Below are 23,219 nucleotides of genomic sequence, written 5' to 3' on the forward strand. Positions count from 1 at the left end.
TGGCGTCGGGGCCCTTCGTCACGTCTGTCATGTCGGTCAGCTCCCCTTCGCGTGCCGGCGGGTGAAGGTCCACGGCGCGTGGCCGCGGTCCTCCTCGTGGACGTCCGCGCGGGCGGCGGGCGCCAGTGCCTTCTCCTCGTGGCGGGCGGGCGTCATCAGTTCGTCGAAGAGCGCGCGGGCCTCGACCATGGCCTCCCGCATCTCCTCCGTGTCGGCCCGGTCCCCGTCCTGCCCGCCGGCGCCGACGCGGGCGACCCGGTGGACGTGCCGGTAGCCGTGGACATGGTCGGCGTGGTGCACGGACAGCGCGGCGAGCTGCTCCTCGTACTCCCGGCCGTCCGGGAAGCCGCGCTCCGCGGCCACCTCCGCCAGCAGCCGGTCCGCCTCGGCGACCGCTTCCCGGGGCGCGTCGACGAACCGCTCCTGCGCGGCCGTCCAGCGGGCCTCGTACTGCTCACGCCGGCCCGCGTCCAGCGGCCGCTCGCGCAGCGAACCGTGCCGCTCGACGCGCTCGGTGAGCTCACGTTCGGCGGCCTTGGTGTCTCCGTCGTGCCGGGCCAGCGTACGGGCGTACTCGGGCCCGAAGCGCCGCTTCAGGTCCCGGCCGCCGCGGGGGCCCTTGGCACGCAGGGTCAGGGCGGCCGCTACAACGACCACGGCCGCCACGATCACGATCAGAACAATGATCATGCCAGTGGACATGGGTGCCTTCCGGTGTGTCGGCCCAGGCGGGCCGGTTCCCCGAACGGGTCACCCGGAAGCCCCCGCTCAAACGGCACGGCATATTCGCTTGCGTGGGCGACACGCCCGGTTCGCAGAATGGCCGGATGACGACGAGCTGGACCATCGGCCCCGAGCCCTTCGACTCCCCCGTGGCGTCGGCCCTCTGGCGGGCGTACTACACGGAGGTCAGCGACCGCTACTACCTCCTGCACGAGGGCCGCAGGACCGACCCGGCCGAGCTGGAACGCGAGGTCAGGGCCCGCACCGGCGAGGAACTCGCCCCACCCACAGGGCAGTTGCTCGTCGGACGGTACGGCGGTGAGCCGGCGGGTTCGGCGGGCGTACGGCTGCTCGACGCGGCGACCGCCGAGCTGACCCGGATGTTCGTCGTCGAGGAGCTGCGCGGCAAGGGCGGGGCCGCGCTGCTGGTGCGGGCCGCCGAGGAGGCCGCCCGGGCCCTGGGCGCCGCCCGCCTGGTCCTCGACACCCGGGCCGACCTCACCGAGGCCCGCGCCCTGTACGCCCGCCTGGGATACGAGGAGACCGCGCCGCACAACGACGACCAGTACGCCGACCACTGGTTCCGCAAGGACCTGACCGGCTGACCTGCTGACCTGCTGACCGGCGAGATTCTGCTCAAACGGTCTTCTCCGCCGAGGAATTGTGCGGCTGCTCCCGTTCCGAGCCGCACAGCTCGGCGTTCAGCTCCTGGACCAGCCGCGTCAGATCGGTCGGTCGGTCCGGTCCCCACCAGTCCCCCAGCAGCGCGGCGAGGGACTCCTCACGGGCCTGCGCCAGCCGCTCCGCGACCTCGCGGCCGGTGTCGGTGAGGACGAGGTCGAGGCCCTCCCGGTTCGCCAGGCGCCGTTCCTCGACCTGCCGGGCCGCGGCGAGGATGACGCCCAGCGGCACGGAGCTGCGGTCCGCCAGCACCGCCGGCTCCGTCCAGCCGTACCTCTTGATCCGCAGCAGCAGCCAACTGGCCGCCGGGAGAAGGTCGTAGCCCGCGCGTTCGGTGATCTCGCGGTAGATCTCCCGGCGGCCCTCCCGTGTGCCCAGCAAGGACAGCGCACGGCACACCTCGTCGTACGAGGACCGCTCGACCGGATTGCTGGCCAGTGTCTCCGTGACGTCGGGCGCGGTGACGGACCCGCGCAGCCGGTCCTCCTTCAGGAACCAGGCGAGGACGAAGCCGAAGGCGGCGACCGGGGCGGCGTACAGGAACACGTCGGTGATGGCCGAGGCGTAGGCGTGCAGGGCGGGTCCGCGCAGGGCCGGCGGGAGCGAACCGATGCCCCGCGGATCGGACTTGAGCGCGTCCGGTGAGACACCGCCCGGCAGCCGTGCGCCCCGGAAGGCGTCCGTCAGCTTGTCGCCGAGACGGCTCGCGAAGACCGTGCCGAAGATGGCCACGCCGAAGGAGGCGCCGATGGAGCGGAAGAAGGTGGCGCCGGAGGTGGCGACGCCGAGATCCTCGTACGAGACCGCGTTCTGCACGATCAGCACCAGCACCTGCATGACCAGGCCGAGTCCGAGGCCGAAGACGAAGAAGTAGGCGCTCATCTCGGCCGTGGAACTGTGCTCGTCGAGGCGGTGGAGCAGCAGCAGCCCGAGCGTGGTGACGGCCGTGCCCGTCACCGGGAACACCTTCCACCGGCCCGTGCGGCTGACGATCTGTCCGGACACCGTGGACGACAGCAGTAGCCCGAACACCATCGGCAGCATGTGCACACCCGACATGGTGGGCGAGACACCCTGCACCACCTGTAGGAACGTCGGCAGATAGGTCATCGCGCCGAACATCGCGAAGCCGACGATGAAGCTGATGACCGCCGAGAGCGTGAAGGTGCGCACACGGAACAGCTTGAGCGGGAGCACGGGTTCGGCCGCCCGCCGCTCCACGAGCACGAAGGCGACCGCGAGCACCGCTCCCGCCACGGCCAGTCCGACGATCTGCGGGGAGCCCCAGCCCCATGTCGTACCGCCGAGGGAGGCCACCAGCACCAGGCAGGTGGCGACGGACGCGATCAAGAAGGTGCCCAGGTAGTCGATGACATGGGGGGTGGACCTGCGCGGGATGCGCAGCACGCCCGCGATGACGGCGAGCGCGACGACCCCGACCGGGAGGTTGACGTAGAACACCCAGCGCCAGCTCAGATGCTCGGTGAACAGACCGCCGAGCAGCGGGCCGAGGACGCTCGTCGCGCCGAACACCGCCCCGAACAGGCCCTGGTAGCGGCCGCGTTCACGCGGCGGGACCACATCCCCGACGATCGCCATCGACAGCACCATCAACCCGCCGCCGCCCAGCCCCTGAACGGCCCGGAACGCGATCAACTCCCCCATGTTCTGGGACATTCCGCACAGCGCGGAGCCGATGAGGAAGATGACGATCGCGGTCTGGAAGAGCCGCTTGCGGCCGTACTGGTCACCGAGTTTGCCCCACAGCGGGGTCGCGGCCGTCGAGGCCAGCAGATACGCGGTGACCACCCATGACAGGTGTTCAAGCCCGCCGAGGTCGCTGACGATCGTCGGCAGCGCCGTCGACACGATGGTCTGGTCGAGTGCGGCGAGCAGCATCCCGAGGAGCAGCGCGCCGATCGAGACGAGGACGTTCCCGGGCACATGCGGATCCCGTGCCTCCTGCCGGTGCCCGGTCGCCGCGGGCGCATCCCCTGCCATCAGACCTCCCAAGGATTCGGTGCCCTTCCCTCGTGTCCATCCTGGTCGGAGTGACCGGATATGGCCTGTCGAGTCCTGCGGAGGGCGGTATTCCGGGGGCTTGTGGGAGACGCGGTGGAGAAGATCTGAATAATGTCTGGGGTCCGCGAGGGGAGCGTGGAGGGAGGGATGATCACATGACGGACCGAAACGGTCACCTGTGCCCGGAGTGCGGTGCGCCGAGAGGCGCCGACAACACCCCGTCCTGCGGCTGCACCCGCCGCGCGGCGGAAGCCCTGCGCGAGACCCGCACGGCGGAGGCGGCGGCCGCGGAGGACTTCGATCCGCTGCGCATACGGCCGTATGTCGAGCTGGAGGGCTCGGCCGAAGGGGTGCTGGAAGGCGCGGCGGACGAGACGATGCCGTTGCGGGCGGTGCCGGGGCACCTGGGCGCCACGCCCGCCATCGACGACGACCTCCCTACACGGGAGCTACGGCTGTCCGAGGCGTCCATGGGGCCCGCAGCGCTCGAAGCGCTCGAAGCTCACGACGGGGCCGGCGCGTCGCGTCCGTCCCGGCGTCGGCGCGGCACCGTCCTGCTCGGTGCGGGTGGGGCGCTGGTGGCCGTGGTCGCCGCCGCGGGGCTCGCGAGCGGGATGTTCTCCTACCAGACGCCGACACGGAACACCGCGCTTCCGCACGACGTACGGGCGAGCGTGCCGGACGCGTCGACCAGCCCGGCGTCCCCGTCTCCGTCCCTGGCGGCCACCTCGCCACTGCCCGCGGCGCCGCCGCCGTCCGTGCGGCCGCACCCGTCCCTCCCTCCGTCGCCGTCGGCGTCCGGCCCGGCACCGAGCCCGTCCCGCTCGACGGCCCCGACGACGGCTCCACCGACGGCCACCGCCACCGGCACGGTCACCGCCGGCCAGGACCGCCAGAGCCAGCCGCCGGTCCTGCGCCGTGGGGACAGCGGGCCGGAGGTGACGGAGCTGGAGCTGCGGCTGACCCAACTCGGCCTGTACACACGGCAGGCGAGCGGCCAGTACAACGAGGGCGTCGAGGACGCGGTGACGCGGTATCAGCAGGCGCGGGGGCTTCAGGTGCCGGAACTCGGGGTGTACGACCTGGAGACGCGGGCGCACCTGGAATCGGAGACGACGCAGCCCTGAGCCCCGGGAACGGTCACTGTACGTACAGTCGAATCGTCCCGTCGGCTCCGCCCTCGACCTTCACCTGCGTCAGGTCCCGTACCACCACGTCCGGCTCGTGGAAGTCCGCGCGGGCGCCCACGCCCACCACCCGCATGCCCGCCGCGCGCCCGGCCGCGATGCCCGCCGCCGAGTCCTCGAAGACTATGCAGTCGGCAGGGTCGACGCCCAGTTCGGCGGCGCCCTTGAGGAACCCTTCCGGGTCCGGCTTGCTGGCTCCCACACACTCTGCGGTGACGCGCACGTCCGGCAGCCCGAGCCCGGCCGCCGCCATCCGCGCCGCGGAGAGCGGGGCGTCCGCCGAGGTCACCAGTGCGTGCGGCAGCCCGCGCAGGGAGGCGAGGAACTCCCCGGCGCCGGGGATCGCCACGACGCCGTCCGTGTCGGCGGTCTCCTCGGCGAGCATGCGGGCGTTGTCCGCGTGGTTCTGCTCCATGGGGCGGTCGGGCAGCAGTACGGCCATGGAGGCGTGCCCCTGGCGTCCGTGCACCACCTTCATCACCTCGTCCCCGTCCAGCCCGTGCTGCTCGGCCCAGCGTCGCCAGATGCGCTCGACGACGGCGTCGGAGTTCACGAGAGTGCCGTCCATGTCCAGCAGGAGGGCGCGGGCGGTCAGGACGGTGGGCACGGTGGTGACCGTCATCGGCAGCTCCAGGGCGCGGTGGGAGGGTCCGAAGGACAAGGCGGCCTCGCCCGCCGGTCAGGGAGAACGGGCGAGAGCCACTTTGTTTCTCCACGGTACAAAATCCCCCCGCCATCCGCCAGCCCCCCGAATAACAGTTCACCCACCGTTCAGCTCCCCCGGCCCCACCACACCCGCCCCCGCCCCACCCGGAACCGGCGCCAGCCACCACCGGCCAAGGCACACAAACCCAGCGGGCACGGAGGGCGCGCCCCAGCCCGGGGCCCATCGGCGCCGGGTCACGCTCAGCCGGCCAAGGCCTCCCACAGGCTCCATACGCCCAGGGCCAGCATCAGCAGGGCCGCGATCTTGGTGATCAGTGCCAGTGGCACCCGCTTCATCAGGGCCTTTCCGCCGACGATGCCCAGACCGGCCACCGCCCACAGAGCCAGCACCGCGCCGAGGCCGACGGACAGCGGGTCGTCGTAGCGGGCCGCGAGGTTCGCCGTCATGATCTGCGTGAGATCGCCGAACTCGGCGACCAGGATGAGCATGAATCCGGTGCCGGCGACCTTCCAGAAGGACTGGTCCGCGGGCCTGCGGATGTCGTCGTCGCCCTCGTCCTTCTTCAGCAGCAGTACGGCGGCGCCGGCCAGGAAGAGCACACCGGTCAGCGCGTGCACGATCCGCTGGGGCAGCAGGGTCAGGACGCTGCCGGCCGCGACGGCGAGCACGACATGCAGCAGGAACGCGGCCGCGACCCCGGCGAAGACGTACGACGCCCGGTAGCGCGTGCCGAGCACGAGCCCGGCCAGGGCGGTCTTGTCCGGCAGCTCGGCCAGGAAGACGACGCCGAAGACGAGCGCCGTGACGGTGATGCTGATCAAGGTTCCTCAATCGGTCGGGGCTGCCCCACCGAGAGTGCTGCTGCTGTGCGCGGACACCTCGGCATGGCAGCACACATGAATGCGCACTGCTTGCCGAAGGTCTCGCCGGCGAGGTCCACAGGGACCCGCCTCCGGGCGCCGGCTCAGACGAGCTGAGCAGTATGTCGACGGTCCGGCGAAGAGCTACTCCCCTTCTGCGCCGTCCATCGTACGCGACACACGGAGCGAAGAAAGTTCGACCGTGAACCTTGTCGTGTCATGAACGCGTCACTAACTTCTTACCGAAGACTCACCTTCCCGCAACACGGCACCGCGAGCATTCCCCTGCTCGCACCCACCGCCCCCGCCTCCCAAGGGAGTTCGCATGCCGAAGTTCTACGCGCGTCGACGGCTGAGCATACTCGCGGCCCTTACCGGACTCATAGCCTCCGTCGGACTCCTCAACGGTCCGACCGCCTCCGCCGCCCTCCCCACCCCGGTCAGCGCCGCCACCGCCCGCACCTACCTCGCCTCGCTCACCGTGGCGACGGAGAACCGTACCGGCTACGCCCGCGATCTCTTCCCCACCTGGATCACCATCTCCGGGACCTGCAACACCCGTGAGTACATCCTCAAGCGGGACGGCTCCAACGTCGTCGTCGACTCCGCCTGCGCCGCCACCAGCGGCAGCTGGTACTCGGTCTACGACGGTGCCACCTGGACCGCCGCCTCCGACGTCGACATCGACCACCTCGTCCCGCTCGCCGAGGCCTGGGACTCCGGCGCGAGCGCCTGGACCACCGCCCAGCGCCAGGCCTTCGCCAACGACGTGACCCGGCCGCAGCTGCTCGCCGTCACCGACAACGTGAACCAGTCCAAGGGCGACAAGGACCCGGCCGAGTGGATGCCCCCGCTCAGCTCGTACGCCTGCACCTACGTCCGCGCCTGGGTCCAGGTGAAGTACTACTACGGCCTCTCGGTCGACTCCGCGGAGAAGAGCAAGCTGAGCTCGGTCCTCAGCGGCTGCTGATCTCCCCGCCCCGGAACCTGGTCAGTGACCTCCGTCGTTCCGTACCGTACGGGGCGACGGAGGAGGGTGGACCGAAGGGGCGCGCCGACACCGGCCGACGCCCCGGAGGCCGACCCGACCATGGAAGGGCGGGGCATCACGTGGCCGAACTGCGCCTGGGTCCGGTGCTGAGATATGCCGACGAGACGTCCGCGACCGTGTGGGTCGAGGCCGGTCGCCCGTGCACGGCCGAGGTGCGCTGCGCCGACGGGTCGAGCGGACAGGCCCGGACCTTCCAGGTCGCCGGCCATCACTACGCCCTGGTGCCGGTCACCGGACTCACCCCGGGCACCACGACGTCGTACGACGTCCTTCTCGACGGTCTGCGCGTGTGGCCGCCGCCCGCATCGCCCTTCCCGCCCTCCGTCATCCGCGTCCCGGGCGGGGACGACGGTGTCCGTGTCTCCTTCGGCTCCTGCCGCTGGGCCGCCCCGCCCACCGCCGAGCCCGACCCCGTCGGCCCCGACGCCCTGGACACCCTCGCCGCCCGTATCGCCGCCGACCCGGCCGCCGAACGCCCGGACGTGCTCCTGCTGTTGGGCGACCAGGTGTACGCCGACGAGATCTCCGAGGCGACCCGGCGCTGGCTGGCCGCGCGGCGCGATCTGAGCGATCCGCCGGGGGTGGAGGTGGCGGACTACGAGGAGTACACCCGCCTCTACTACGAGTCCTGGCTCGACCCCGAGGTGCGCTGGCTGCTGTCGACCGTGCCGTCCTGCATGATCTTCGACGACCACGATGTCATCGACGACTGGAACACCTCGGCCGCCTGGCTGGACGACATGCGGGCCACCCCCTGGTGGCGCGAGCGGCTGCTGAGCGGGCTGATGTCGTACTGGGTGCACCAGCATCTGGGCAATCTGTCACCCGCCGAGCTCGCGGCCGACCCCCTCTACACCGCCGTACGCGAACTCCCGGACGGAACCGACGAATTGCGTGCCTTCGCCTGCAAGGCCGACGCCGATCCGGCCTCCGTGCGCTGGAGCTACCGGCGCGACTTCGGCCGGGTACGGCTGCTGATGGTCGACACGCGTGCGGCCCGGGTGCTCGACGAGGAGGCACGGGCGATGCTCGACCCCGGGGAGGCGACGTGGCTGCGCGAGCAGGCGCTCGCGGACCGGGGGTCCTACGACCACCTCCTCGTCGGCACCTCCCTGCCCTGGCTGCTGCCGCACCTGGTGCATGACGCCGAGGCGTGGAACGCGGCCCTGTGCCGGGGTGACCGCGGAGCGCGCTGGGCGCGGTTCGGGGAGGATCTGCGGCGGCGGGCGGATCTGGAGCACTGGGCGGCGTTCCCGGCCTCCTTCGCGGAGCTCGCCGCACTGTTCGCGGAGGTCGGTTCGGGGGCGGAGGCACCGGCGACGGTGCTGGTGCTGTCGGGGGATGTGCACCACGCCTACGTGGCCGAGGCCTCCTGGCCCTCCGGTGGACCGCGCCCGAACTCGCTGGTGCTGCAACTGACGTGCTCGCCCGTGCACAACGCCGTGCCCCGCGCGATACGCGTCGGCTTCCGGTTCGGGTGGAGCGCGGTGGCCCGGGTCCTGGGGCGGCGGTTCGCCCGGCACGGGAGGTGTGCGCCGACGCCGGTCAAGTGGCGCAGAACGGGCGGACCTTGGTTCGGCAACCAGCTCATGACCCTGACGCTGAAGGGGCGTTCGGCACGGCTGCGGCTGGAACAGGCGCGGGGAGAGGGCGTGTTGGAGACGGTGGAGGAGGCCACGCTCAGCACCGCGTGAGGCGCGGACGCGTCACCGTTGCCCGTGGGCGGCCGGGGAGCGACCGGGGGCGACCGGGGGCGACCGGGGGGCGGATGAGGCGGACCGTCCGCTTCCACCAGGCAGTGTGCGACAGCCGGGTGAAGGTCTCGTATCGATCACACTCGCCCCCCATGTATCTGCTGTAACACCCCGGGCGTACGCTGTATGGCTGTTGATGGCCGCCCTGCCGCTCCCCTGCGACGTCGCGGCAGATGTGGTTCAGGGGGAGTCACGGGGAGTCTGCGGTGCTGGAGAGTGTGGGGTCACTGACCGAGACCCCTTGGATCTACGCCATGGTGGCGCTGTCGGTGCTGCTCGACGTGTTCCTGCCGGTCCTGCCGAGCGGAGTGCTGGTGATCACGGCCGCCACGGCGGCGGCAGCGGGCTCCGCGACCGGCCAGGTGCCGCACGAGGTGCCCGACATCATCGCGCTGACCCTGTGCGCGGCGGCCGCCTCGGTCCTCGGCGACCTGGTGGCGTACCGGCTGGCCTGGCGGGGCGGTGAGCGCCTGGACCGCGCGATCGCGCGCTCACGCCGGCTGACCTCCGCGCAGGAACGTCTCGGCCAGGCCCTCGCCCGGGGTGGCGGCGGCCTGGTCATCCTCGCCCGCTTCGCCCCGGCCGGCCGCTCGGTCGTCTCCCTCGGCGCCGGCGCCGCCCACCGCAGGGCCCGCGACTTCCTGCCCTGGTCGGCGCTGGCGGGCCTGGCCTGGGCGGTGTACAGCGTCGCCCTCGGCTACTACGGCGGCCAGTGGCTGGGTACGACATGGCTGGCGACCGCGGTGTCGGTGCTGGCGCTGTTCGGGGCGGGGGCGGGGGCCGCGTATGTGATGCGCCGGCCGGTGAAGGCGTCGTAGCCGAACGTCCGTCACGGCCGAGTGCCCGACGCGGCCGAGTGCCCGACGCGGCCGAGTGCCCGCTGCCTTCCAGGGCCCTAGGCGCTCGCCTTCTGGCCCCGTACCTCCAGGCCGTCCAGCAGCTCCGTCGTGGCCTGTGCGATCACCTCGACGGCGTGGTCGAACACCTCCTGGTTGTGTGCGGCGGGCGCCCGGAAGCCGGACACCTTCCGTACGAACTGCAGGGCCGCGGCCCTGATCTCCTCCTCGGTCGCCTCTTCGGGCAACGCGGGCGGGCGCAAGGTCTTGATGCTCCGGCACATGGGACCAGTCTGGCCCAACTCCGGGGCGCCTGCGATGATCCTTTCCGAGGCGGCCACCGGTTCGGGGCCGACCGACGAAGGGACAACACCATCATGGCGAACGAGAAGCCGACCGTCGCGGTGCTCGGCCCCGGCGGTGTGGGCGGGCTGCTCGCGGGACTGCTGGCCAGGGCGGGCCACCGGGTGATCTGCCTGGCGTCCGACGAGACGGCGCACACTCTGCGCACGGCCGGGCTACGGGTCCGCACCCGCGACTTCAGCGCCGCCGACCTGGGCGGAGCGGACGGCGGGGGTGAGGCGTTCAGCGAGTTCACGGTCGCGGTCGAGGCGGACGGCGTGCTGCGCGAGCCGGTCGACTTCTGTCTGGTCGCCGTCAAGGAGACCGGTCTGGACGGCGCCCTCGACCGCGTCCCGCCCGCCGCGCTGGGCGACGCCCTTCTCGTGCCGTTCCTGAACGGCGTCGAACACCCGGCGGCCCTGCGGGCCCGCTACCGCGCCGATCTGGTCGCCCCGGCCGCCATCCGCGTCGAGTCGGCCCGGGTCGCGCCCGGGGTGATCGAACGGGGCAGCCCCTTCACCGAGATCGACCTGACCCTCGGCGACGGCACCGTCGACCGCGAACGGGTGCACGTCCTCGCCCGCGCCCTCGACTCCGCCGGTGTCTCGCGGGTGCGGGTGTACGACGAGGAGACGGCGCCACTGTGGGCCAAACTGAGGTTTCTGGCGCCCTTCGCCCTGCTCACCACCCGTTACGCGCTGCCCCTGGGCGAGGTACGCACCCGGCACCGGGACGAGCTGAGGACCCTGCTGGAGGAGGCCGCGGCGGTCGGCCACGCCGCCGGCACTCCCACGGGCCCGGCTCCCGACGCGGCCCTGATCAACCGGGAACTGGCCCGCTACGACGCCTTCCCGGCCCCCGCCAAGTCCTCGATGCAGCGCGACGCCGAGGCCGGCCGCCCGCTCGAACTGGACGCTATCGGCGGCTCGTTGCTGCGCGCCGCGGAGCGGCACGGGGTGAGTGTGCCGGTGACGGCGCGGGTGGTACGGGAGTTGAGGGCCGCCGGCCACTGAATCCGCGACCGTCCGACGACGCCCCTCGGTCCGGTGCCCCCGGTTCGGGCCGTCCCGCCTCTTCCGGCCTGTGGCGGGACCGCGACTTCCGTAGTCTCTGGATCGGGCAGACCGTCTCCCAACTCGGCGAGCACACGAGCCTGTTGGTGCTGCCGCTGTTCGCCGTGCTCACGCTCGGCGCCGGGGCCGACCAGCTGGGCCTGCTGCGCGCGGTGGGGCAGGCGCCGATCCTGGTGTTGTCGCTGTTCGTCGGCGCCTGGGTCGACGGATGGCGGACCCGTACGGTGATGGTGGTGGCGGACGCCGGCCGCGCCGCGGGCGGCCAGCTGGTGAACGTCACGGTCATGGCGGTCCGGCAGGCGCTCACCCCGGCCGGGATACAGGGCCGCGTGGCCGCGACGATCACCTGTGCCGGCATGGGGACGACCCCCCTCGGCTCGCTGCTCGGCGGCTTCCTCGCCCAGTGGTGGGGCTTGCGCACGGGCCTTCTGGTGACGGCCGCGGCCATGCTGCTCTCCCCGGCCCTGATGGCCCTCTCCCCGCTCACCCGCCTGGGCCGAACGCTTCCCGCCCCCGCCGAGTAGGACGGACCGGCCCCACCCGTTCGCATGAACCCCGAGAAGGAACTCGCATCCCAAAATCGAACAGGCGTAGCATTGTCGCGTGGCAACGACCTATGACTTTCCGAGTGACCTCCTCGCCGGTCAGGAGGAGCTGCATCAGGTCCGGGCCGAGCTGTCGGCCCTGCTCAAGCGTCTCCCCTGGTCGGTGGAGCCCCTGGACGGCTTCAGCGACACGGGCGGCTGGCGCAAGGTGGAGCGCCCCGCTTCCCCGGGCTGGACGGCCGACGAGCAGGCGGAGGTCGAGAAGCTGCGGCAGCGCGAGCACGAGCTGGCGGTCTTCGTCACCACCCACCGCTTCTGGACGGAGGTCACGGCCGGAGAGCGGGTCGACGCCCGTACGAGGCTGAAGCACGCCCGCTCCGGCGAGTGAGACACGGAAGACCCCGGCCGCGGACGACCGGGGTCTTCTCCTGTGTGGGCGCGGACGGTTTCGAACCGCCGACATCCTGCTTGTAAGGCAGGCGCTCTACCCCTGAGCTACGCACCCGGGACGAGTCGACAGCCTACCTTGCCCGAGCCGGTGCCCCGCAAACCCGTTTCACGAGAGTGCCTGGTGCGGAAGGGTGCCGATGACGGCAAAGTCACAGTGCCGAACGCGAACTGACCGGCCCGTGTGTTCGTCCTTCACGGGTGGGAGAATGAAACCGGGCACCCGCCAGGACGAATGACAGCACGGGAGAGGGATGTGACGGCGACACCTTCGCAGCCGAACTCGCCGTCGGCGCCGCGCGCATCCCGCCACCGCCACCGTCAGGCGCTCGGGGACGGCCTCGCCCTCCTCGCCCTCCCCCTCGTCGCCGCGCTCGCGCTGCCCGCCGCGTTCGCCGGCGGTGGCACCCGGCGCTGGTTCGGCGGGCGGGCCGAGTCCCAGCGGGCCGAGGCGCAGGCCGCGAAGGACGCCGCGGCGGCCGCGTTCTACGAACTGGACACCGCCCAGCGCGATCTGCGGATCTCGATCGAGACGATCACGGCCGTCGACGACACCCCGGCCGCCCGCCGCGTCGTCTCCGACTTCGACGCCCTCGGCCGCCGTATCGACGAGGCCAGCCACCGCTACATCGAGGCCGTCGACGCCCATGACCTCGACCGCGACGACCTGGAGGCCTCGGTCGCGGCACACGCGCGTACCGAGCTCACCCGCGCCAAGGACGAGCTCACCGCTGTCAAACGGGAGCTGGACCGTTTCGCCGACAGTCTCGGCCCCCTCCTCGGCAAGGCGGAGACCCAGCTGGCCCGGCTCGCCCCGGCCGTGGAGCGCGCCCGCCAGGGCCTGCTCGCCGCCTCCAACGCGCTGGACGCGGTCAGAGCCACCCAGCTCAGAGCCGACGACCTCGCCGCCCGTCTCGCCGCGCTCGGCCCCGAGCTGACCAAGCTCAACCAGGGCGCCGGACAGCACGGCGTCCCGCAGACCCTGGAGCGCGCCGAGCGGGTGGCGCGCGAGGCCGAGGCGATCCGGGTGGAGGCGCAGCGCCTGCCCGAGAAGGCGGCCGAGATCGACCACCGCCTCGTCTCCCTCCGCACCCGCGCCCAGGCCCTCACCACCCGCGCCGGCCAGGTCGAGCCGGTCCTGAGCGAACTGCGCCGCCGCTTCTCCGCGGCCTGCTGGCAGGACCTCCAGCACGTCCCCGACCAGGCCACGGAGAACGTCCGCCAGGCCGAGACCAAGCTGAAGGAGGCCCAGGCGGCGAGAGACGCCCAGCGCTGGCCGGACGCGACGTCCCTGCTGTCGACGGTTCGGGCCCTGCTGAACACCACCGACGAGTCCGTGTCGGCCGCGCGGGACCGTCTGCAGCGGCTGAACGCCGTGCAGAAGGACCCGCAGCAGGAGATCGACAGGACCCGCTTCGCCATCCGGGACGCCCAGCGCCTGGCGATGACCGGCAGGACGGCGCCCGATCCACGGCACGCCCGTCCGCTGGACGATTCGGTGGCGCGTCTGGACCGGGCGATCACCGGCCTGGAGGGTCGGCACCCGGACTACTGGCACTTCCTCACGGAACTGGAGGCGATACGCCGGACGGTGGCCGGGGTGGTCACGCGGATCCGCGAAGAGCGCGGTTCAGTGGCCCCCTAGTTCCGATGGGCGCAGTTGGGCGCGGTTAACCTGTGTGTATGCCTCGCTATGAGTACCGCTGCCGGACGTGCGGCGACACCTTTGAAGTGAGCCGTCCCATGGCTCAGTCGTCCGACCCCGCGAAGTGCTCCGCAGGGCACGCCGACACGGTGAAGTTGTTGTCGACGGTGGCTGTCAGCGGTAGGGCGTCCGGGCCGGCGCCCCGAGCGGGTGGCGCCGGCGGCGGGTGTTGCGGTGGAGGGTGCTGCGGCTAGGCAGGGGTGACGGCCGGGTGCGGGTGCGTGGGGGAACGCTTGGCGCGCCCCGCGGCGGAGCCGTAGATCGACACACCCCCGCGCCCCTTACGGCATTGCGGTACGCCCTGCCTTCAGGAACTCGCGGAGGATGCGCTCCCCCGCCAGCACTCCTCGCTCCGGCAGCCCGGTGACCGCCGGCGCCGCCCAGTCCGCCTCCGCCAGTTCGCCATGCCCGGGCCGCCAGCCCCGGTCCGCCGCCAGCAGTAGGTCGGCGTCCAGGAGGGAGTCGCCGGCGGCCAGGGTGAGTTCCGCGCCCGTCCGCCGTGCGACCTCCCGCATCGCCGCGCTCTTGGTCAGGGGCTTGGGGACGGCGTAGATCTTCCGGCCCTGAAGGGAGACCGTCCAGCCGCGGTTCTCCGCCCAGACCGCCAACTCCTTGACCCATTCCTCGGAGAGGAGTTCGCGCTCCACGACCAGATAGGCGAAGAGGTCCTCGGCGACACGGTGCTTGCGCACCCACTCCGGGTCAGCCGTCGCCAGCAGATGCTCACGGACCTCGTCGAGCGGCGCGCACTCGTCGGCGAGACGGGTCGTGACCCGTGCGTGCCAGTCGAGGTCGGAGACACCGTCGACCAGCAGATGGCCGCCGTTGGCGCAGATCGCGTACTTGGGCGTCGGGCCGGGCAGGTTGATGCGCTGGTACTGCTTACGGGTCCGGGTCGTCGTCGGCACGAAGACCGCAGCGTCCCCCAGGTCGGTCAGCAGCCCGGCCGCCGTCTCCGTCATGAAGGACAGCGGCCTGCTCTCGTGCACCTCGACACAGAGCAGCCGGGGCGCCCGCGCGTCCGGCATGGTCAGCGCGAGGGCCGCCGGGGAGTAGATCAGCGTACGGTCGAGATCGCTCGCCACCAGCACCGGCATCAGACGTTCACCGCCCTGCCGTCGGCACCGGTCGCGCCGCGCGTGTAGCGGGGGTGGATCAACCCCACGCAGGTGTACGGCAGTTCGGCGACCTCCTCGACCGGTACGCCCCTCTGCCCGGCCAGCAGCCGTACATGGTCCAGGTCGGCGCCCGCCCCCTGCCGCGCCAGGATCTTCCAGGGCACCCGGCGCAGCAGCACCCGGGTGGTCTCGCCGACACCCGGCTTGACGAGGTTCACATCGTGGATGCCGTACTCCTCGCTGATCCGCTCGACCGCCGCCCAGCCCTCCCAGGTCGGTGCCCGGTCGCCGGAGAGCAGCTCCTTGGCCTGTGCGTCGACCGCTTCCGCGACCTCCGGGAAGCGGGCGGCGACGGCGTCGACGAAGTCCACCGAGACGTCCGCGCCGGCCAGTTCGCGGTAGAACTTGGCGCCGTGGAAGTCGTGCGGGCCGACCAGGTCCGAGCGCAGCACGGTCCGTGAGATCAGGCCGGAGACCGTCGAGTTGAGACAGGCGGAGGGGATCAGGAAGTCCTCGCGGGTGCCGTACGTCCGCACACAGGAACCGGGGTCGGCCAGCACCGCGATCTCCGGGTCGAAGCCGGTGATGCCGTCGGAGGCCTCGAACTCCCTGATGGCGTCGGCGAGTTCACGGGTGATGGCGCCCTTGCCGGTCCAGCCGTCGACGAAGACCACGTCGTGCGGGTCGTGGTGGGCGGCCAGATAGCGCAGGGCGTTGGCGTCGATACCGCGGCCTCGGACGATCGAGACGGCGTAGTGCGGCAGTTCCAGGCCGTGGCGGTAGTGGGCCCAGCGGCGCATCAGGACGCCGACGGGGGTGCCGGCGCGGGCCAGCGACACCAGCACGGGGCGCGGGGAGCGCTCGGCGAGCACGATCTCCGTGACGGCGCCGACGGCCTGGGCGAGCCGGGACGCGGTCGTCTCCAGGGCCGCGTGGAACAGCTCCTGGTACTGCTCGCTCGGCTGGTACTCCACCGGCAGCGACTCCGCGTAGTGCGCGCCGCCGCTCTGGATGGCCTCCTCCCGCTCCTCGGTCGGCGCCTCCAGCGTCACGTCCGAGAGGTCCTGGAGCAGCCAGCCGACCTCCTCGGGTGGATACGAGGAGAAGGCGGGGCCGCGGAGGGGCTCGGGCAGCATGGCGGGCCTTTCGGGGACGTACGACGGTATGACCGCGAGGAGGACGTGCGGGGTATGGGCGGCGAGCCGGGCCAGCAAACCGTCCGGCGCGTGCAGCGCGGAGGTGTCGGCGGCCGAGTCGACCACGGCGACGACGGCGTCGAAGCCGGCGCCGGCCACGTTGTACGCGTAGCGCTCGCCGGGGCCGTCGGCCGGGTCGTCGTGGGCCGGGAAGGACATACGGCTGCGTATCGCGTAGCCCGGGTCGTCGACGGCGAGGACGGGTGAGCGGGTGGTGGTCGAGTACCGGACCTCGGCGTCGACGACGTGCTCCAGCTCGCGGGCGAGCCTGAGGGGGGCGTACATCAGCTCTTCGAAGCCGAGGACGTGTACGCGGCGCGCGTCCGCCGGGAGGGCGTCGACCAGGCGGGCGGCCATGGCGGGGAGGGCGCGTTCGAGGCGGATGCGGTGCTGGGGGGTGAAGCCGTGCCGACCGCCGTCGGGCAGGCCCCGGGGCCAGAACAGTTCCACGCGGGTGATGTAGCCGTTTTCGGGACGCGTCTGCCAGGTGCGGTTGTCTTCCGAGCGCAGGTCGTACGGGGCTGGTCGCGCCCGCGCGGCGGTAGCCGCGGATTCAACGCCGCCCCGCGCCCCTGGGAGGGTGCTGCTCAGGTCGGCTTCGGCGGCACCGCCCTTCTTCAGGGGCGCGGGGCTGTGTCGATCCGCAGCTTCGCCGCGGGGCGCGACCAGCCCCCACTCGCCCGCAGACGCCTGACTGCCCGCAGCCGCAGCCTCGTGTCGCGCCACCAACTCCTGTCCCTTTTCCAACACCCCTTCCGGCAACCGAACAGTCCCCGAAGCCGCCGCCACCAAATCCACCCGGGCACCTATCTCCCGCGCGAACTCCTCCAGCCGCCCGAGGTCCGCCGCCGACCGCATGTCGACCAGTGCGACCACCACGTACCGGCGCCGGGGATACCGCTCGTGAAGATCACGGATCGTGTTCAGGACCGTGTTCCCGGTCGAGAACTCGTCGTCGACCAGCACCAGCGGACCGTCACCGGCCAGCAGCGCGGGATCCTCCGGCAGCAGCAGATGCGAGGTGGCGTGGGAGTGGGACTCCTCGAAGCCGCCTGCCGCGGTCACACCCGGCACCGGACGGCGGGTGGAGTGCAGGTACGGCGCCAGACCGACGCCGTCGGCGACCGAGTGCCCGAGCCCCGTCGCCGTCTCCGCGTAGCCCAGGACGACCGCCCTGGCCGCCTCGGGCGTCCCCAGCAGCTCCCGGACCCGTCGGCCCAGGGCGAAGCCGTACCCGTACACCACCGACGGCGACTGCGGTACGTGCTTGCCCAGGACGTTGGAGACCAGCAGATGCGCCCGCTTGGGGTTGCGCCGCAGCGCCAGCCCCAGCAGGTCCGTCAGCTTGTCGTCGCCCACGAGTTCCAGCCCGAGTCGCTCGGCGACCCAGGTCCCGGACCAGACCTCGTTGTTCACTGCGTTGCTCATGAGTCCCTAGTCGGTGAGATCAGCCGGGTACGCCGGCGGCGAGCAGGTCCACGAAGCTGACGTCCTCGCGTGCGACGCCGAAGACCTCGGCCCGCAGCATGGTCCGCTCGGCCCAGGCGCGGTGCGGCTTCACCTCGTTCATCTTGTTCGTGTACGCCGACCTGAGCACGCCCCCGCCGCCCCGCTCGGGCCGCAGGATGTCCGCGGCGTCGCTGAACTCCTCGTGGCTGACCACGGACAGCGCGTGCACGGGCAGGACATGGGTCGGGTGTATGCAGGTCTTGCCCAGCAGACCGTTGGCCTGGTCGAGCGAGATCTCCCGCAGCAGACCGTCCATGGCGTGCTCGATCAGTTTCTCGCGCAGTTCGACGGCCTGCCCCTCGAGGAAGGGGCTGGTGCGAAGAAGCGGCTTGAACATCCGCTCCGGGACGCGGAAGTACTCCCACACCGGCCCGGTCACCGTGAACCCGGTGCCGTCGGCGCGCCCCAGCATGTTGACCACGTCGGCGATCACGGAGGCGATGATCTGGACGTCGTAGGCCGTCATGTCGGGAGCCCTGCGCAGCCCGTACGACGAGCAGAAGTCGGTGACGCCCAGCCGGAGCGCCAGTACGCGGTCGCGGTACTTCTCGACGGCGCGGGCGATGCCCTCCAGGGCGTCCACGCGCGTCTCCCGGTACATCAGCTCCGGTGTCTCCAGCACGGGCATCCCGAACAGCCGGCGCCCGCTCGCCGTCTCGGCACCCGCGAGGGCCTCCAGGAACGGGATACCGCGCTCCTCGGTGAACTTCGGGAACACGAACCCGGACAGCAGCCGGACGCTCGCGCCGAGCCGCCGTACGAGATCGGGGATCTGCTCGGGTGTGCGCACCCGGATGAACAGCAGCGGGATGCGGTCGCCGCCCCGGGCGTCCAGGTCGGCGAACTGCCGGACGAGGTTCTCCTCCCCCGCCACCACGTCCGCGTCGTCGATCGAGTCCTCGAGGCACAGCACCATCGAGACCACGCCGAGCGCCGCCTGCTTGACGATGTCGTCGGCCAGCCGCGGCCTGGTGGCCGGGCTGTAGAGCGTGGCGCCCAGGGCCGCGGAGAGCAGCCGGGCCGGGGAGTCCGCGTCGAAGGCGCAGGGCTCCTGGTGGAAGAGGCGCTGACGCACCTCCGGGGCGATGTGCCCGAAATGACGCATAAAGCTCCCCCGTGTTGGCTATGTGATCGGTGATGTGTCGAAGGTGGCCGGTAATAGTACGTACAAACCCATGTCATGGGTTCCCATCGGGCATGAATTTCAGGTAACGCAGGACATGAACAGCTGTGACGGATGCCGCACCCCGCGTTGTCGTGACCAGGACCGAGAGGGCAGGATGACCGCATGACGCACGCGATGCTGAAGGGGTCGAACGTCCCGCTGGAAGCCACGACGGTGCGCGCCGTGCTGCGCTGGACGCCCGGGCCGGGGGTCCCGGATGTCGACGCCTCGGCGCTGCTCCTCGGCCCCGACGGTCGTGTGCGCTCCGACGAGGACTTCGTCTTCTACAACCAGCCCCGGCACCCCTCCGGGAAGATCTGGTGGCTCGGCAAGAAACGGCTCGCCGACGGTCCCACCGACACGATCCAGACGGATCTCGCCGGAGTCGAGACCGATGTCAGCCGTATTCTCCTGGTCGCTTCGGCGGAGGACGTCCCCTTCGGCCGCGTACCGGGCCTGCGCATCCTGCTGTACGACGCCCGTCTCACCGACGCCGAACCGCTGATCACCTTCGACATCAAACCGGAGACCGGCGGCGAGACGGCCCTGATCTGCGGTGAGCTCTACCGCCGCGGCGAGGGCTGGAAGTTCCGCGCGGTGGCCGAGGGCTACACGGACGGCCTGAAGGACCTGGCCACGGACTACGGCATCTCGGTCGACGAGTCGGGCCCGGAGGCGGCCCCGCCGCCCTCCGCGCAGGCCCAGCCCCTGCCCCCCGAGCAGCCGGCCGCGTTCCCCGCCCAGCCGTCCTACGGCTACCCCCAGGCCACTCCCGCGACCCAGCCGGCCTACGGCTATCCCCACCCGGCCCCCGCCACCGCGGGGGTGGCGGCCCCGCAGTCCGGCTACGGCTATCCGCCACCGGTGACGACCCTCCCGAACCCCGACTTCCGACTCCCGCCCCAGGGCCCGCAGTTCATCGGCCGCTGAGGGGGAGTCGCCGGGGCGGCTATCGCTCCACCTTCGTCTTGTAACCCCGCCCCCACTGAAGGCCCCACCCGTACAGCCGGTCCAACTCCGCCTGGAACCCGTAGACGAACTTCACCTCACGCCGGACCACCAGCTCGCCCTTGACGTTCTCGATCATCACCACCGCGCACGACCGCGCCTGCGGATGCCGCTCGTCGAGATGGATCTCGATCCGGGGCCCGTTGCTCGGGTACAGCGTCACGATCGCGTGTGTGCGGTCGAACGCCGGCGTCTGGTCGTAGATGTAGACGAACACCAGCAGCCGCTTGATCTCGTCCCGGTGGTCCAGGTTGACGTACATCGTCTCCCCGGACGCCGACCCGAACCGGTCGTCACCGCTGAGCTTGACGTACGGCGGCGCGTTCACGTCCCCGAAGTAGTTCCCGAGCGGCTGTACGACCCCCTTCGTACCGTCGGCCAGCTCGTACAGGCACGCCAGGTCGAGGTCGACGTTGACCATGCTCTGGTTGTGCCCCATGACCTCCGGCGGCCGCAGCGCCTTGAACGGGTGGCGCCACAGGGACTCCCGCTGCGAGCCGCCTATGTCGGAGGTCCGCATCCGCCAGTTCAGGTTGACCCGCAGATGCCCGGTGGCGGCCCCCTGCTTGGTGAGGGAGACCTGGTTGTGCCGCTTGGTCAGCTCGATGGCGTTGGTGGCCGAGCTGCCGGAGTCGAAATCGGCCGCGCGCGACCCCAGCAGACCGTCGAAGAACCCCATTCCCGCCCCCATGTTCGACTCGAAAGAGACCGGCTCCCAGGAGACCGGCTCGGCAAAGACCGGCGGGGCGGCCGGAGGCCCGGCCGCCCCGCTCAGAGCGTTCCTCACCCGAAGGGGCGTCACACCCCGGACGAGACCTCAGTCTTCTCGTCCGAGCCCGTCGCTTTTCCCTCGGCGGCCGCGAGACGCTGGTTGCGGCGCACGGAGGACCAGAAGGACCAGCCGATCAGGACGACACCGACGAGGCCGGTGATGACCTCGTTGATCTGGTACTGGATGGTGACCATGAGGATCACCGCCAGCGCGCCGATCGCGTAGTGCGCGCCGTGCTCCAGGTAGACGTAGTCGTCGAGGGTGCCCTGGCGGACCAGGTACACCGTCAGGGAACGGACGTACATGGCGCCGATGCCGAGGCCGAGCGCCATCAGGACGATGTCGTTGGTGATGGCGAAGGCGCCGATGACGCCGTCGAAGGAGAACGAGGCGTCCAGGACTTCGAGATAGAGGAACATGAAGAAGGCGGCCTGGCCGGCCAGGACGACCGCGGGCTTCTTCTTGCCGGTGCGCTCGGCCGCTTCCTCCTCCTCGTGCTCGCGCTCCTCCTCGGCCTCCAGACGGTCCTCGAAGAACCCGGAGAGGCCACCGACGACCATGTAGGTGATCAGGCCGGCGATACCGGAGATCAGGACGGTCTGGGCCTTGTCGACGTGGGCGCCGCCGTGCTGGTGGGCATGGGTGGCGAAGGTGAAGGAGGTGATCAGCAGGACGATCAGCGCGATGCAGACCGCCAGCATGTCGACCTTGCCGAGCTTGGCCAGCGGGCGCTCGATCCAGCGCAGCCACTGGATGTCACGGTCCTCGAAGATGAAGTCCAGGAAGATCATCAGCAGGAACATGCCACCGAACGCGGCGATCGCCGGGTGGGCGTCGGTGACGAGCTGCTGGTAGTGGTCCTTGTTGTTCAGGGCGAGATCGACCGCATCGATCGGGCCGATCTTGGCGCTGATCGCGACGATGACGACCGGGAAGACCAGGCGCATGCCGAAGACCGCGATGAGCACGCCGACGGTGAGGAAGATCTTCTGCCAGAAGGCGCTCATCTTCTTCAGGATTCCGGCGTTGACCACCGCGTTGTCGAAGGACAGCGAGATCTCGAGGATGGAGAGGATCGCCACGATGCCGAAGGCCTCCCACCCCCCGTAGAGGACGGCGACGACCAGGCCGACCGCGGTAATCGCGAACGACCAGCCGAAGGTTTTCAGAAGCACTGGCTACCCAATCCTTGGCGACCGGGTCTCCCCGGACCGCACTCGGCTTTACGAAACGTTGACTCCGAAGTCTAGAGCGATGCCCCGGAGCCCCGACGCGTACCCCTGTCCCACTGCACGGAACTTCCACTCGCCCTGGTAGCGGTAGACCTCACCGAAGATCATGGCCGTTTCCGTGCTGGCGTCCTCGCTGAGGTCGTAGCGGGCCAGCTCCTGGCCGTCGGCCTGGTTGACCACGCGGATGAACGCGTTGCTCACCTGACCGAAGGTCTGGCCGCGCTCGTCGGCCATATGGATCGAGACCGGAAAGACGATCTTGTCGCACTGGGCCGGCACCTTGGAGAGGTCGATCAGGATCGACTCGTCGTCACCCTCGCCCTCACCGGTGAGGTTGTCACCGGTGTGCTCCACCGAGCCGTCCGGGCTCTTGAGCTGGTTGTAGAAGACGAACCACTCGTCCCCGAGCACCCGCCCGCTGTTGCAGAGCAGCGCGCTGGCGTCCAGGTCGAAGTCGGCTCCGGTGGTGGAGCGCGCGTCCCAGCCGAGCCCGACCATCACCTGAGTGAGGTTGGGTGCGGCCTTGGACAGGGAGACATTGCCCCCCTTGGCGAGCGTGACGCCCATGATGCTGGTCCTCCCCGAGACGGTGCGTATGTGGTTGTACTGATCCTCCGGCGCCGCACCGCGGGCGGTGCGGCGCCGGAGGGTTCGACCGGCCGGGCGGCCGCTCGGACGTCGACGTCGGACGTCGAAGCCGTCGGACGTCGACCCGTCAGACGTTGACGCCGAAGTCCTGCGCGATGCCGCGCAGGCCCGAGGCGTAGCCCTGGCCGATGGCGCGGAACTTCCACTCCGCGCCGTTGCGGTACAGCTCGCCGAAGACCATGGCGGTCTCGGTCGAGGCGTCCTCGCTCAGGTCGTACCGGGCGATCTCCGCCTCGCCGGCCTGGTTCACCACGCGGATGAACGCGTTGCGGACCTGGCCGAAGGACTGCTGGCGGTTCTCGGCGTCGTAGATCGACACCGGGAAGACGATCTTCTCGATGTCGGCCGGGACGGCCGCGAGGTTGACCTTGATCTGCTCGTCGTCCCCCTCGCCCTCACCGGTGATGTTGTCGCCGGTGTGCTCGACCGAGCCGTCGGGGCTCTTGAGGTTGTTGAAGAAGACGAAGTTCTGGTCGCTGGCGACCTTGCCGGAGCTGTTCAGCAGCAGCGCGCTAGCGTCCAGGTCGAAGTCGGTGCCGGTCGTGGTGCGGACGTCCCACCCCAGACCGACGATGACCGCGGTCAGGCCCGGGGCCTCCTTGGTCAGCGATACGTTGCCGCCCTTGCTGAGGCTGACTCCCACGAGTCCTCCATTGGGTTCAGGGGCGGGGCGCCCCG

The 23,219-nt window shown here is 71.1% G+C and carries 23 protein-coding genes and 1 tRNA gene; 11 read left to right on the forward strand and 13 right to left on the reverse strand.

Going from position 1 to position 23,219, the window contains the following annotated elements; all coding sequences use genetic code 11:
- Window positions 1-36: 36 nt before the first annotated feature.
- Window positions 37-702 (reverse strand): hypothetical protein, encoded by a 666-nt coding sequence (locus tag ABZT17_RS00425; protein ID WP_356341825.1) that lies wholly within the window; start codon window positions 700-702, stop codon window positions 37-39.
- Between the two features lie 125 nt (window positions 703-827).
- Between ABZT17_RS00425 and ABZT17_RS00430 the strand changes: the two genes are divergently transcribed.
- Window positions 828-1,328, forward strand: coding sequence for a GNAT family N-acetyltransferase (locus tag ABZT17_RS00430; RefSeq protein ID WP_356341827.1), 501 nt, complete (start codon window positions 828-830; stop codon window positions 1,326-1,328).
- A gap of 31 nt (window positions 1,329-1,359) precedes the next feature.
- Here ABZT17_RS00430 and ABZT17_RS00435 read toward each other — a convergent pair whose 3' ends face one another.
- Window positions 1,360-3,405, reverse strand: a complete 2,046-nt coding sequence (locus tag ABZT17_RS00435; protein ID WP_356341830.1) for an MDR family MFS transporter — start codon at window positions 3,403-3,405, stop codon at window positions 1,360-1,362.
- A 176-nt stretch (window positions 3,406-3,581) separates the two neighbouring features.
- Here ABZT17_RS00435 and ABZT17_RS00440 point away from each other — a divergent pair, with 176 nt between their 5' ends.
- On the forward strand, window positions 3,582-4,553 hold the full coding sequence (locus ABZT17_RS00440; protein WP_356341832.1) for a peptidoglycan-binding domain-containing protein: 972 nt from the start codon (window positions 3,582-3,584) through the stop codon (window positions 4,551-4,553).
- A gap of 13 nt (window positions 4,554-4,566) precedes the next feature.
- Here the strand turns inward: ABZT17_RS00440 and ABZT17_RS00445 are convergent, their stop codons facing one another.
- Window positions 4,567-5,235, reverse strand: a complete 669-nt coding sequence (locus ABZT17_RS00445; protein WP_356342231.1) for an HAD-IA family hydrolase — start codon at window positions 5,233-5,235, stop codon at window positions 4,567-4,569.
- Window positions 5,236-5,519: 284 nt separating this feature from the next.
- Window positions 5,520-6,101: a TMEM165/GDT1 family protein gene (locus ABZT17_RS00450; RefSeq protein ID WP_356341835.1), complete on the reverse strand. Its 582-nt coding sequence runs from the start codon at window positions 6,099-6,101 to the stop codon at window positions 5,520-5,522.
- Between the two features lie 364 nt (window positions 6,102-6,465).
- Here ABZT17_RS00450 and ABZT17_RS00455 point away from each other — a divergent pair, with 364 nt between their 5' ends.
- The 3 genes from ABZT17_RS00455 (at window position 6,466) to ABZT17_RS00465 (ending at window position 9,763) form a co-directional block, all read left to right on the forward strand.
- The gene (locus ABZT17_RS00455) at window positions 6,466-7,110 is read left to right on the forward strand and encodes an HNH endonuclease family protein (protein WP_356341838.1); all 645 of its coding nucleotides are present in this window, start codon (window positions 6,466-6,468) and stop codon (window positions 7,108-7,110) included.
- 140 nt (window positions 7,111-7,250) lie between these two features.
- Window positions 7,251-8,885 (forward strand): alkaline phosphatase D family protein, encoded by a 1,635-nt coding sequence (locus ABZT17_RS00460; RefSeq protein ID WP_356341840.1) that lies wholly within the window; start codon window positions 7,251-7,253, stop codon window positions 8,883-8,885.
- Window positions 8,886-9,151: 266 nt separating this feature from the next.
- On the forward strand, window positions 9,152-9,763 hold the full coding sequence (locus ABZT17_RS00465) for a VTT domain-containing protein (RefSeq protein WP_356341841.1): 612 nt from the start codon (window positions 9,152-9,154) through the stop codon (window positions 9,761-9,763).
- Between the two features lie 77 nt (window positions 9,764-9,840).
- On the opposite strand, the gene ABZT17_RS00470 is transcribed toward ABZT17_RS00465, so the two are convergent.
- A complete protein-coding gene (locus ABZT17_RS00470) occupies window positions 9,841-10,065 on the reverse strand; it encodes a DUF2277 domain-containing protein (RefSeq protein ID WP_356341844.1) in 225 nt (74 codons plus the stop codon).
- Between the two features lie 93 nt (window positions 10,066-10,158).
- Here ABZT17_RS00470 and ABZT17_RS00475 point away from each other — a divergent pair, with 93 nt between their 5' ends.
- The 3 genes from ABZT17_RS00475 to ABZT17_RS00485 all read left to right on the forward strand — a co-directional run bounded on the left by ABZT17_RS00475 (window position 10,159) and on the right by ABZT17_RS00485 (window position 12,129).
- Window positions 10,159-11,136: a 2-dehydropantoate 2-reductase gene (locus tag ABZT17_RS00475; RefSeq protein ID WP_356341846.1), complete on the forward strand. Its 978-nt coding sequence runs from the start codon at window positions 10,159-10,161 to the stop codon at window positions 11,134-11,136.
- A 68-nt stretch (window positions 11,137-11,204) separates the two neighbouring features.
- Entirely contained in the window at window positions 11,205-11,720 is a 516-nt protein-coding gene (locus tag ABZT17_RS00480; RefSeq protein WP_356342233.1) for a hypothetical protein, read from the forward strand.
- Window positions 11,721-11,799: 79 nt separating this feature from the next.
- Window positions 11,800-12,129: a hypothetical protein gene (locus ABZT17_RS00485; protein ID WP_356341849.1), complete on the forward strand. Its 330-nt coding sequence runs from the start codon at window positions 11,800-11,802 to the stop codon at window positions 12,127-12,129.
- Window positions 12,130-12,174: 45 nt separating this feature from the next.
- On the opposite strand, the gene ABZT17_RS00490 is transcribed toward ABZT17_RS00485, so the two are convergent.
- Window positions 12,175-12,246: transfer RNA gene (locus ABZT17_RS00490), tRNA-Val, on the reverse strand.
- A 198-nt stretch (window positions 12,247-12,444) separates the two neighbouring features.
- Between ABZT17_RS00490 and ABZT17_RS00495 the strand changes: the two genes are divergently transcribed.
- Both ABZT17_RS00495 and ABZT17_RS00500 read left to right on the forward strand, forming a co-directional pair.
- On the forward strand, window positions 12,445-13,833 hold the full coding sequence (locus ABZT17_RS00495; protein WP_356341851.1) for a hypothetical protein: 1,389 nt from the start codon (window positions 12,445-12,447) through the stop codon (window positions 13,831-13,833).
- A gap of 38 nt (window positions 13,834-13,871) precedes the next feature.
- Entirely contained in the window at window positions 13,872-14,087 is a 216-nt protein-coding gene (locus ABZT17_RS00500; protein WP_356341853.1) for a zinc ribbon domain-containing protein, read from the forward strand.
- An 87-nt stretch (window positions 14,088-14,174) separates the two neighbouring features.
- On the opposite strand, the gene ABZT17_RS00505 is transcribed toward ABZT17_RS00500, so the two are convergent.
- Genes ABZT17_RS00505 through ABZT17_RS00515 form a run of 3 tightly spaced genes read right to left on the reverse strand, consistent with a single transcriptional unit; the run spans window position 14,175 to window position 18,821 of the window.
- A complete protein-coding gene (locus tag ABZT17_RS00505) occupies window positions 14,175-14,990 on the reverse strand; it encodes an HAD family hydrolase (protein ID WP_356341856.1) in 816 nt (271 codons plus the stop codon).
- Window positions 14,990-17,635, reverse strand: a complete 2,646-nt coding sequence (locus ABZT17_RS00510; RefSeq protein WP_356341859.1) for a phosphoribosyltransferase — start codon at window positions 17,633-17,635, stop codon at window positions 14,990-14,992. Before ABZT17_RS00510 ends, ABZT17_RS00505 begins: the two co-directional genes overlap by 1 nt.
- A gap of 19 nt (window positions 17,636-17,654) precedes the next feature.
- Window positions 17,655-18,821 carry an HpcH/HpaI aldolase/citrate lyase family protein gene (locus ABZT17_RS00515; RefSeq protein ID WP_356341861.1) on the reverse strand — a complete coding sequence of 389 codons (1,167 nt, stop codon included), beginning with the start codon at window positions 18,819-18,821 and terminating at the stop codon, window positions 17,655-17,657.
- Window positions 18,822-19,004: 183 nt separating this feature from the next.
- Here ABZT17_RS00515 and ABZT17_RS00520 point away from each other — a divergent pair, with 183 nt between their 5' ends.
- Window positions 19,005-19,811 (forward strand): TerD family protein, encoded by an 807-nt coding sequence (locus ABZT17_RS00520; protein ID WP_356341863.1) that lies wholly within the window; start codon window positions 19,005-19,007, stop codon window positions 19,809-19,811.
- A 19-nt stretch (window positions 19,812-19,830) separates the two neighbouring features.
- On the opposite strand, the gene ABZT17_RS00525 is transcribed toward ABZT17_RS00520, so the two are convergent.
- The 4 genes from ABZT17_RS00525 to ABZT17_RS00540 all read right to left on the reverse strand — a co-directional run bounded on the left by ABZT17_RS00525 (window position 19,831) and on the right by ABZT17_RS00540 (window position 23,184).
- Entirely contained in the window at window positions 19,831-20,568 is a 738-nt protein-coding gene (locus ABZT17_RS00525; protein WP_356341865.1) for a Tellurium resistance, read from the reverse strand.
- 119 nt (window positions 20,569-20,687) lie between these two features.
- Complete coding sequence (locus ABZT17_RS00530) at window positions 20,688-21,836, reverse strand: DUF475 domain-containing protein (protein WP_356341868.1); 1,149 nt, start codon at window positions 21,834-21,836, stop codon at window positions 20,688-20,690.
- 48 nt (window positions 21,837-21,884) lie between these two features.
- Window positions 21,885-22,460 (reverse strand): TerD family protein, encoded by a 576-nt coding sequence (locus tag ABZT17_RS00535; protein ID WP_356341870.1) that lies wholly within the window; start codon window positions 22,458-22,460, stop codon window positions 21,885-21,887.
- A 148-nt stretch (window positions 22,461-22,608) separates the two neighbouring features.
- Window positions 22,609-23,184: a calcium homeostasis/redox stress adaptation protein gene (locus tag ABZT17_RS00540; RefSeq protein ID WP_356341872.1), complete on the reverse strand. Its 576-nt coding sequence runs from the start codon at window positions 23,182-23,184 to the stop codon at window positions 22,609-22,611.
- Between the last annotated feature and the right edge of the window lie 35 nt (window positions 23,185-23,219).

It is taken from the genome of Streptomyces sp. NPDC005648, from assembly GCF_040605395.1.
Taxonomy (GTDB): domain Bacteria; phylum Actinomycetota; class Actinomycetes; order Streptomycetales; family Streptomycetaceae; genus Streptomyces.

Bases quoted from the DNA above. Each gene is read 5' to 3' on its own strand.
- ABZT17_RS00445 (WP_356342231.1), bottom strand. From the start codon at position 5,235: ATGACGGTCACCACCGTGCCCACCGTCCTGACCGCCCGCGCCCTCCTG.
- ABZT17_RS00535 (WP_356341870.1), bottom strand. From the start codon at position 22,460: ATGGGCGTCACGCTCGCCAAGGGGGGCAATGTCTCCCTGTCCAAGGCC.
- ABZT17_RS00455 (WP_356341838.1), top strand. From the start codon at position 6,466: ATGCCGAAGTTCTACGCGCGTCGACGGCTGAGCATACTCGCGGCCCTT.
- ABZT17_RS00440 (WP_356341832.1), top strand. From the start codon at position 3,582: ATGACGGACCGAAACGGTCACCTGTGCCCGGAGTGCGGTGCGCCGAGA.
- ABZT17_RS00425 (WP_356341825.1), bottom strand. From the start codon at position 702: ATGTCCACTGGCATGATCATTGTTCTGATCGTGATCGTGGCGGCCGTG.
- ABZT17_RS00475 (WP_356341846.1), top strand. From the start codon at position 10,159: ATGGCGAACGAGAAGCCGACCGTCGCGGTGCTCGGCCCCGGCGGTGTG.
- ABZT17_RS00525 (WP_356341865.1), bottom strand. From the start codon at position 20,568: ATGGGGTTCTTCGACGGTCTGCTGGGGTCGCGCGCGGCCGATTTCGAC.
- ABZT17_RS00520 (WP_356341863.1), top strand. From the start codon at position 19,005: ATGACGCACGCGATGCTGAAGGGGTCGAACGTCCCGCTGGAAGCCACG.
- ABZT17_RS00500 (WP_356341853.1), top strand. From the start codon at position 13,872: ATGCCTCGCTATGAGTACCGCTGCCGGACGTGCGGCGACACCTTTGAA.
- ABZT17_RS00515 (WP_356341861.1), bottom strand. From the start codon at position 18,821: ATGCGTCATTTCGGGCACATCGCCCCGGAGGTGCGTCAGCGCCTCTTC.
- ABZT17_RS00430 (WP_356341827.1), top strand. From the start codon at position 828: ATGACGACGAGCTGGACCATCGGCCCCGAGCCCTTCGACTCCCCCGTG.
- ABZT17_RS00505 (WP_356341856.1), bottom strand. From the start codon at position 14,990: ATGCCGGTGCTGGTGGCGAGCGATCTCGACCGTACGCTGATCTACTCC.
- ABZT17_RS00510 (WP_356341859.1), bottom strand. From the start codon at position 17,635: ATGAGCAACGCAGTGAACAACGAGGTCTGGTCCGGGACCTGGGTCGCC.
- ABZT17_RS00470 (WP_356341844.1), bottom strand. From the start codon at position 10,065: ATGTGCCGGAGCATCAAGACCTTGCGCCCGCCCGCGTTGCCCGAAGAG.
- ABZT17_RS00435 (WP_356341830.1), bottom strand. From the start codon at position 3,405: ATGGCAGGGGATGCGCCCGCGGCGACCGGGCACCGGCAGGAGGCACGG.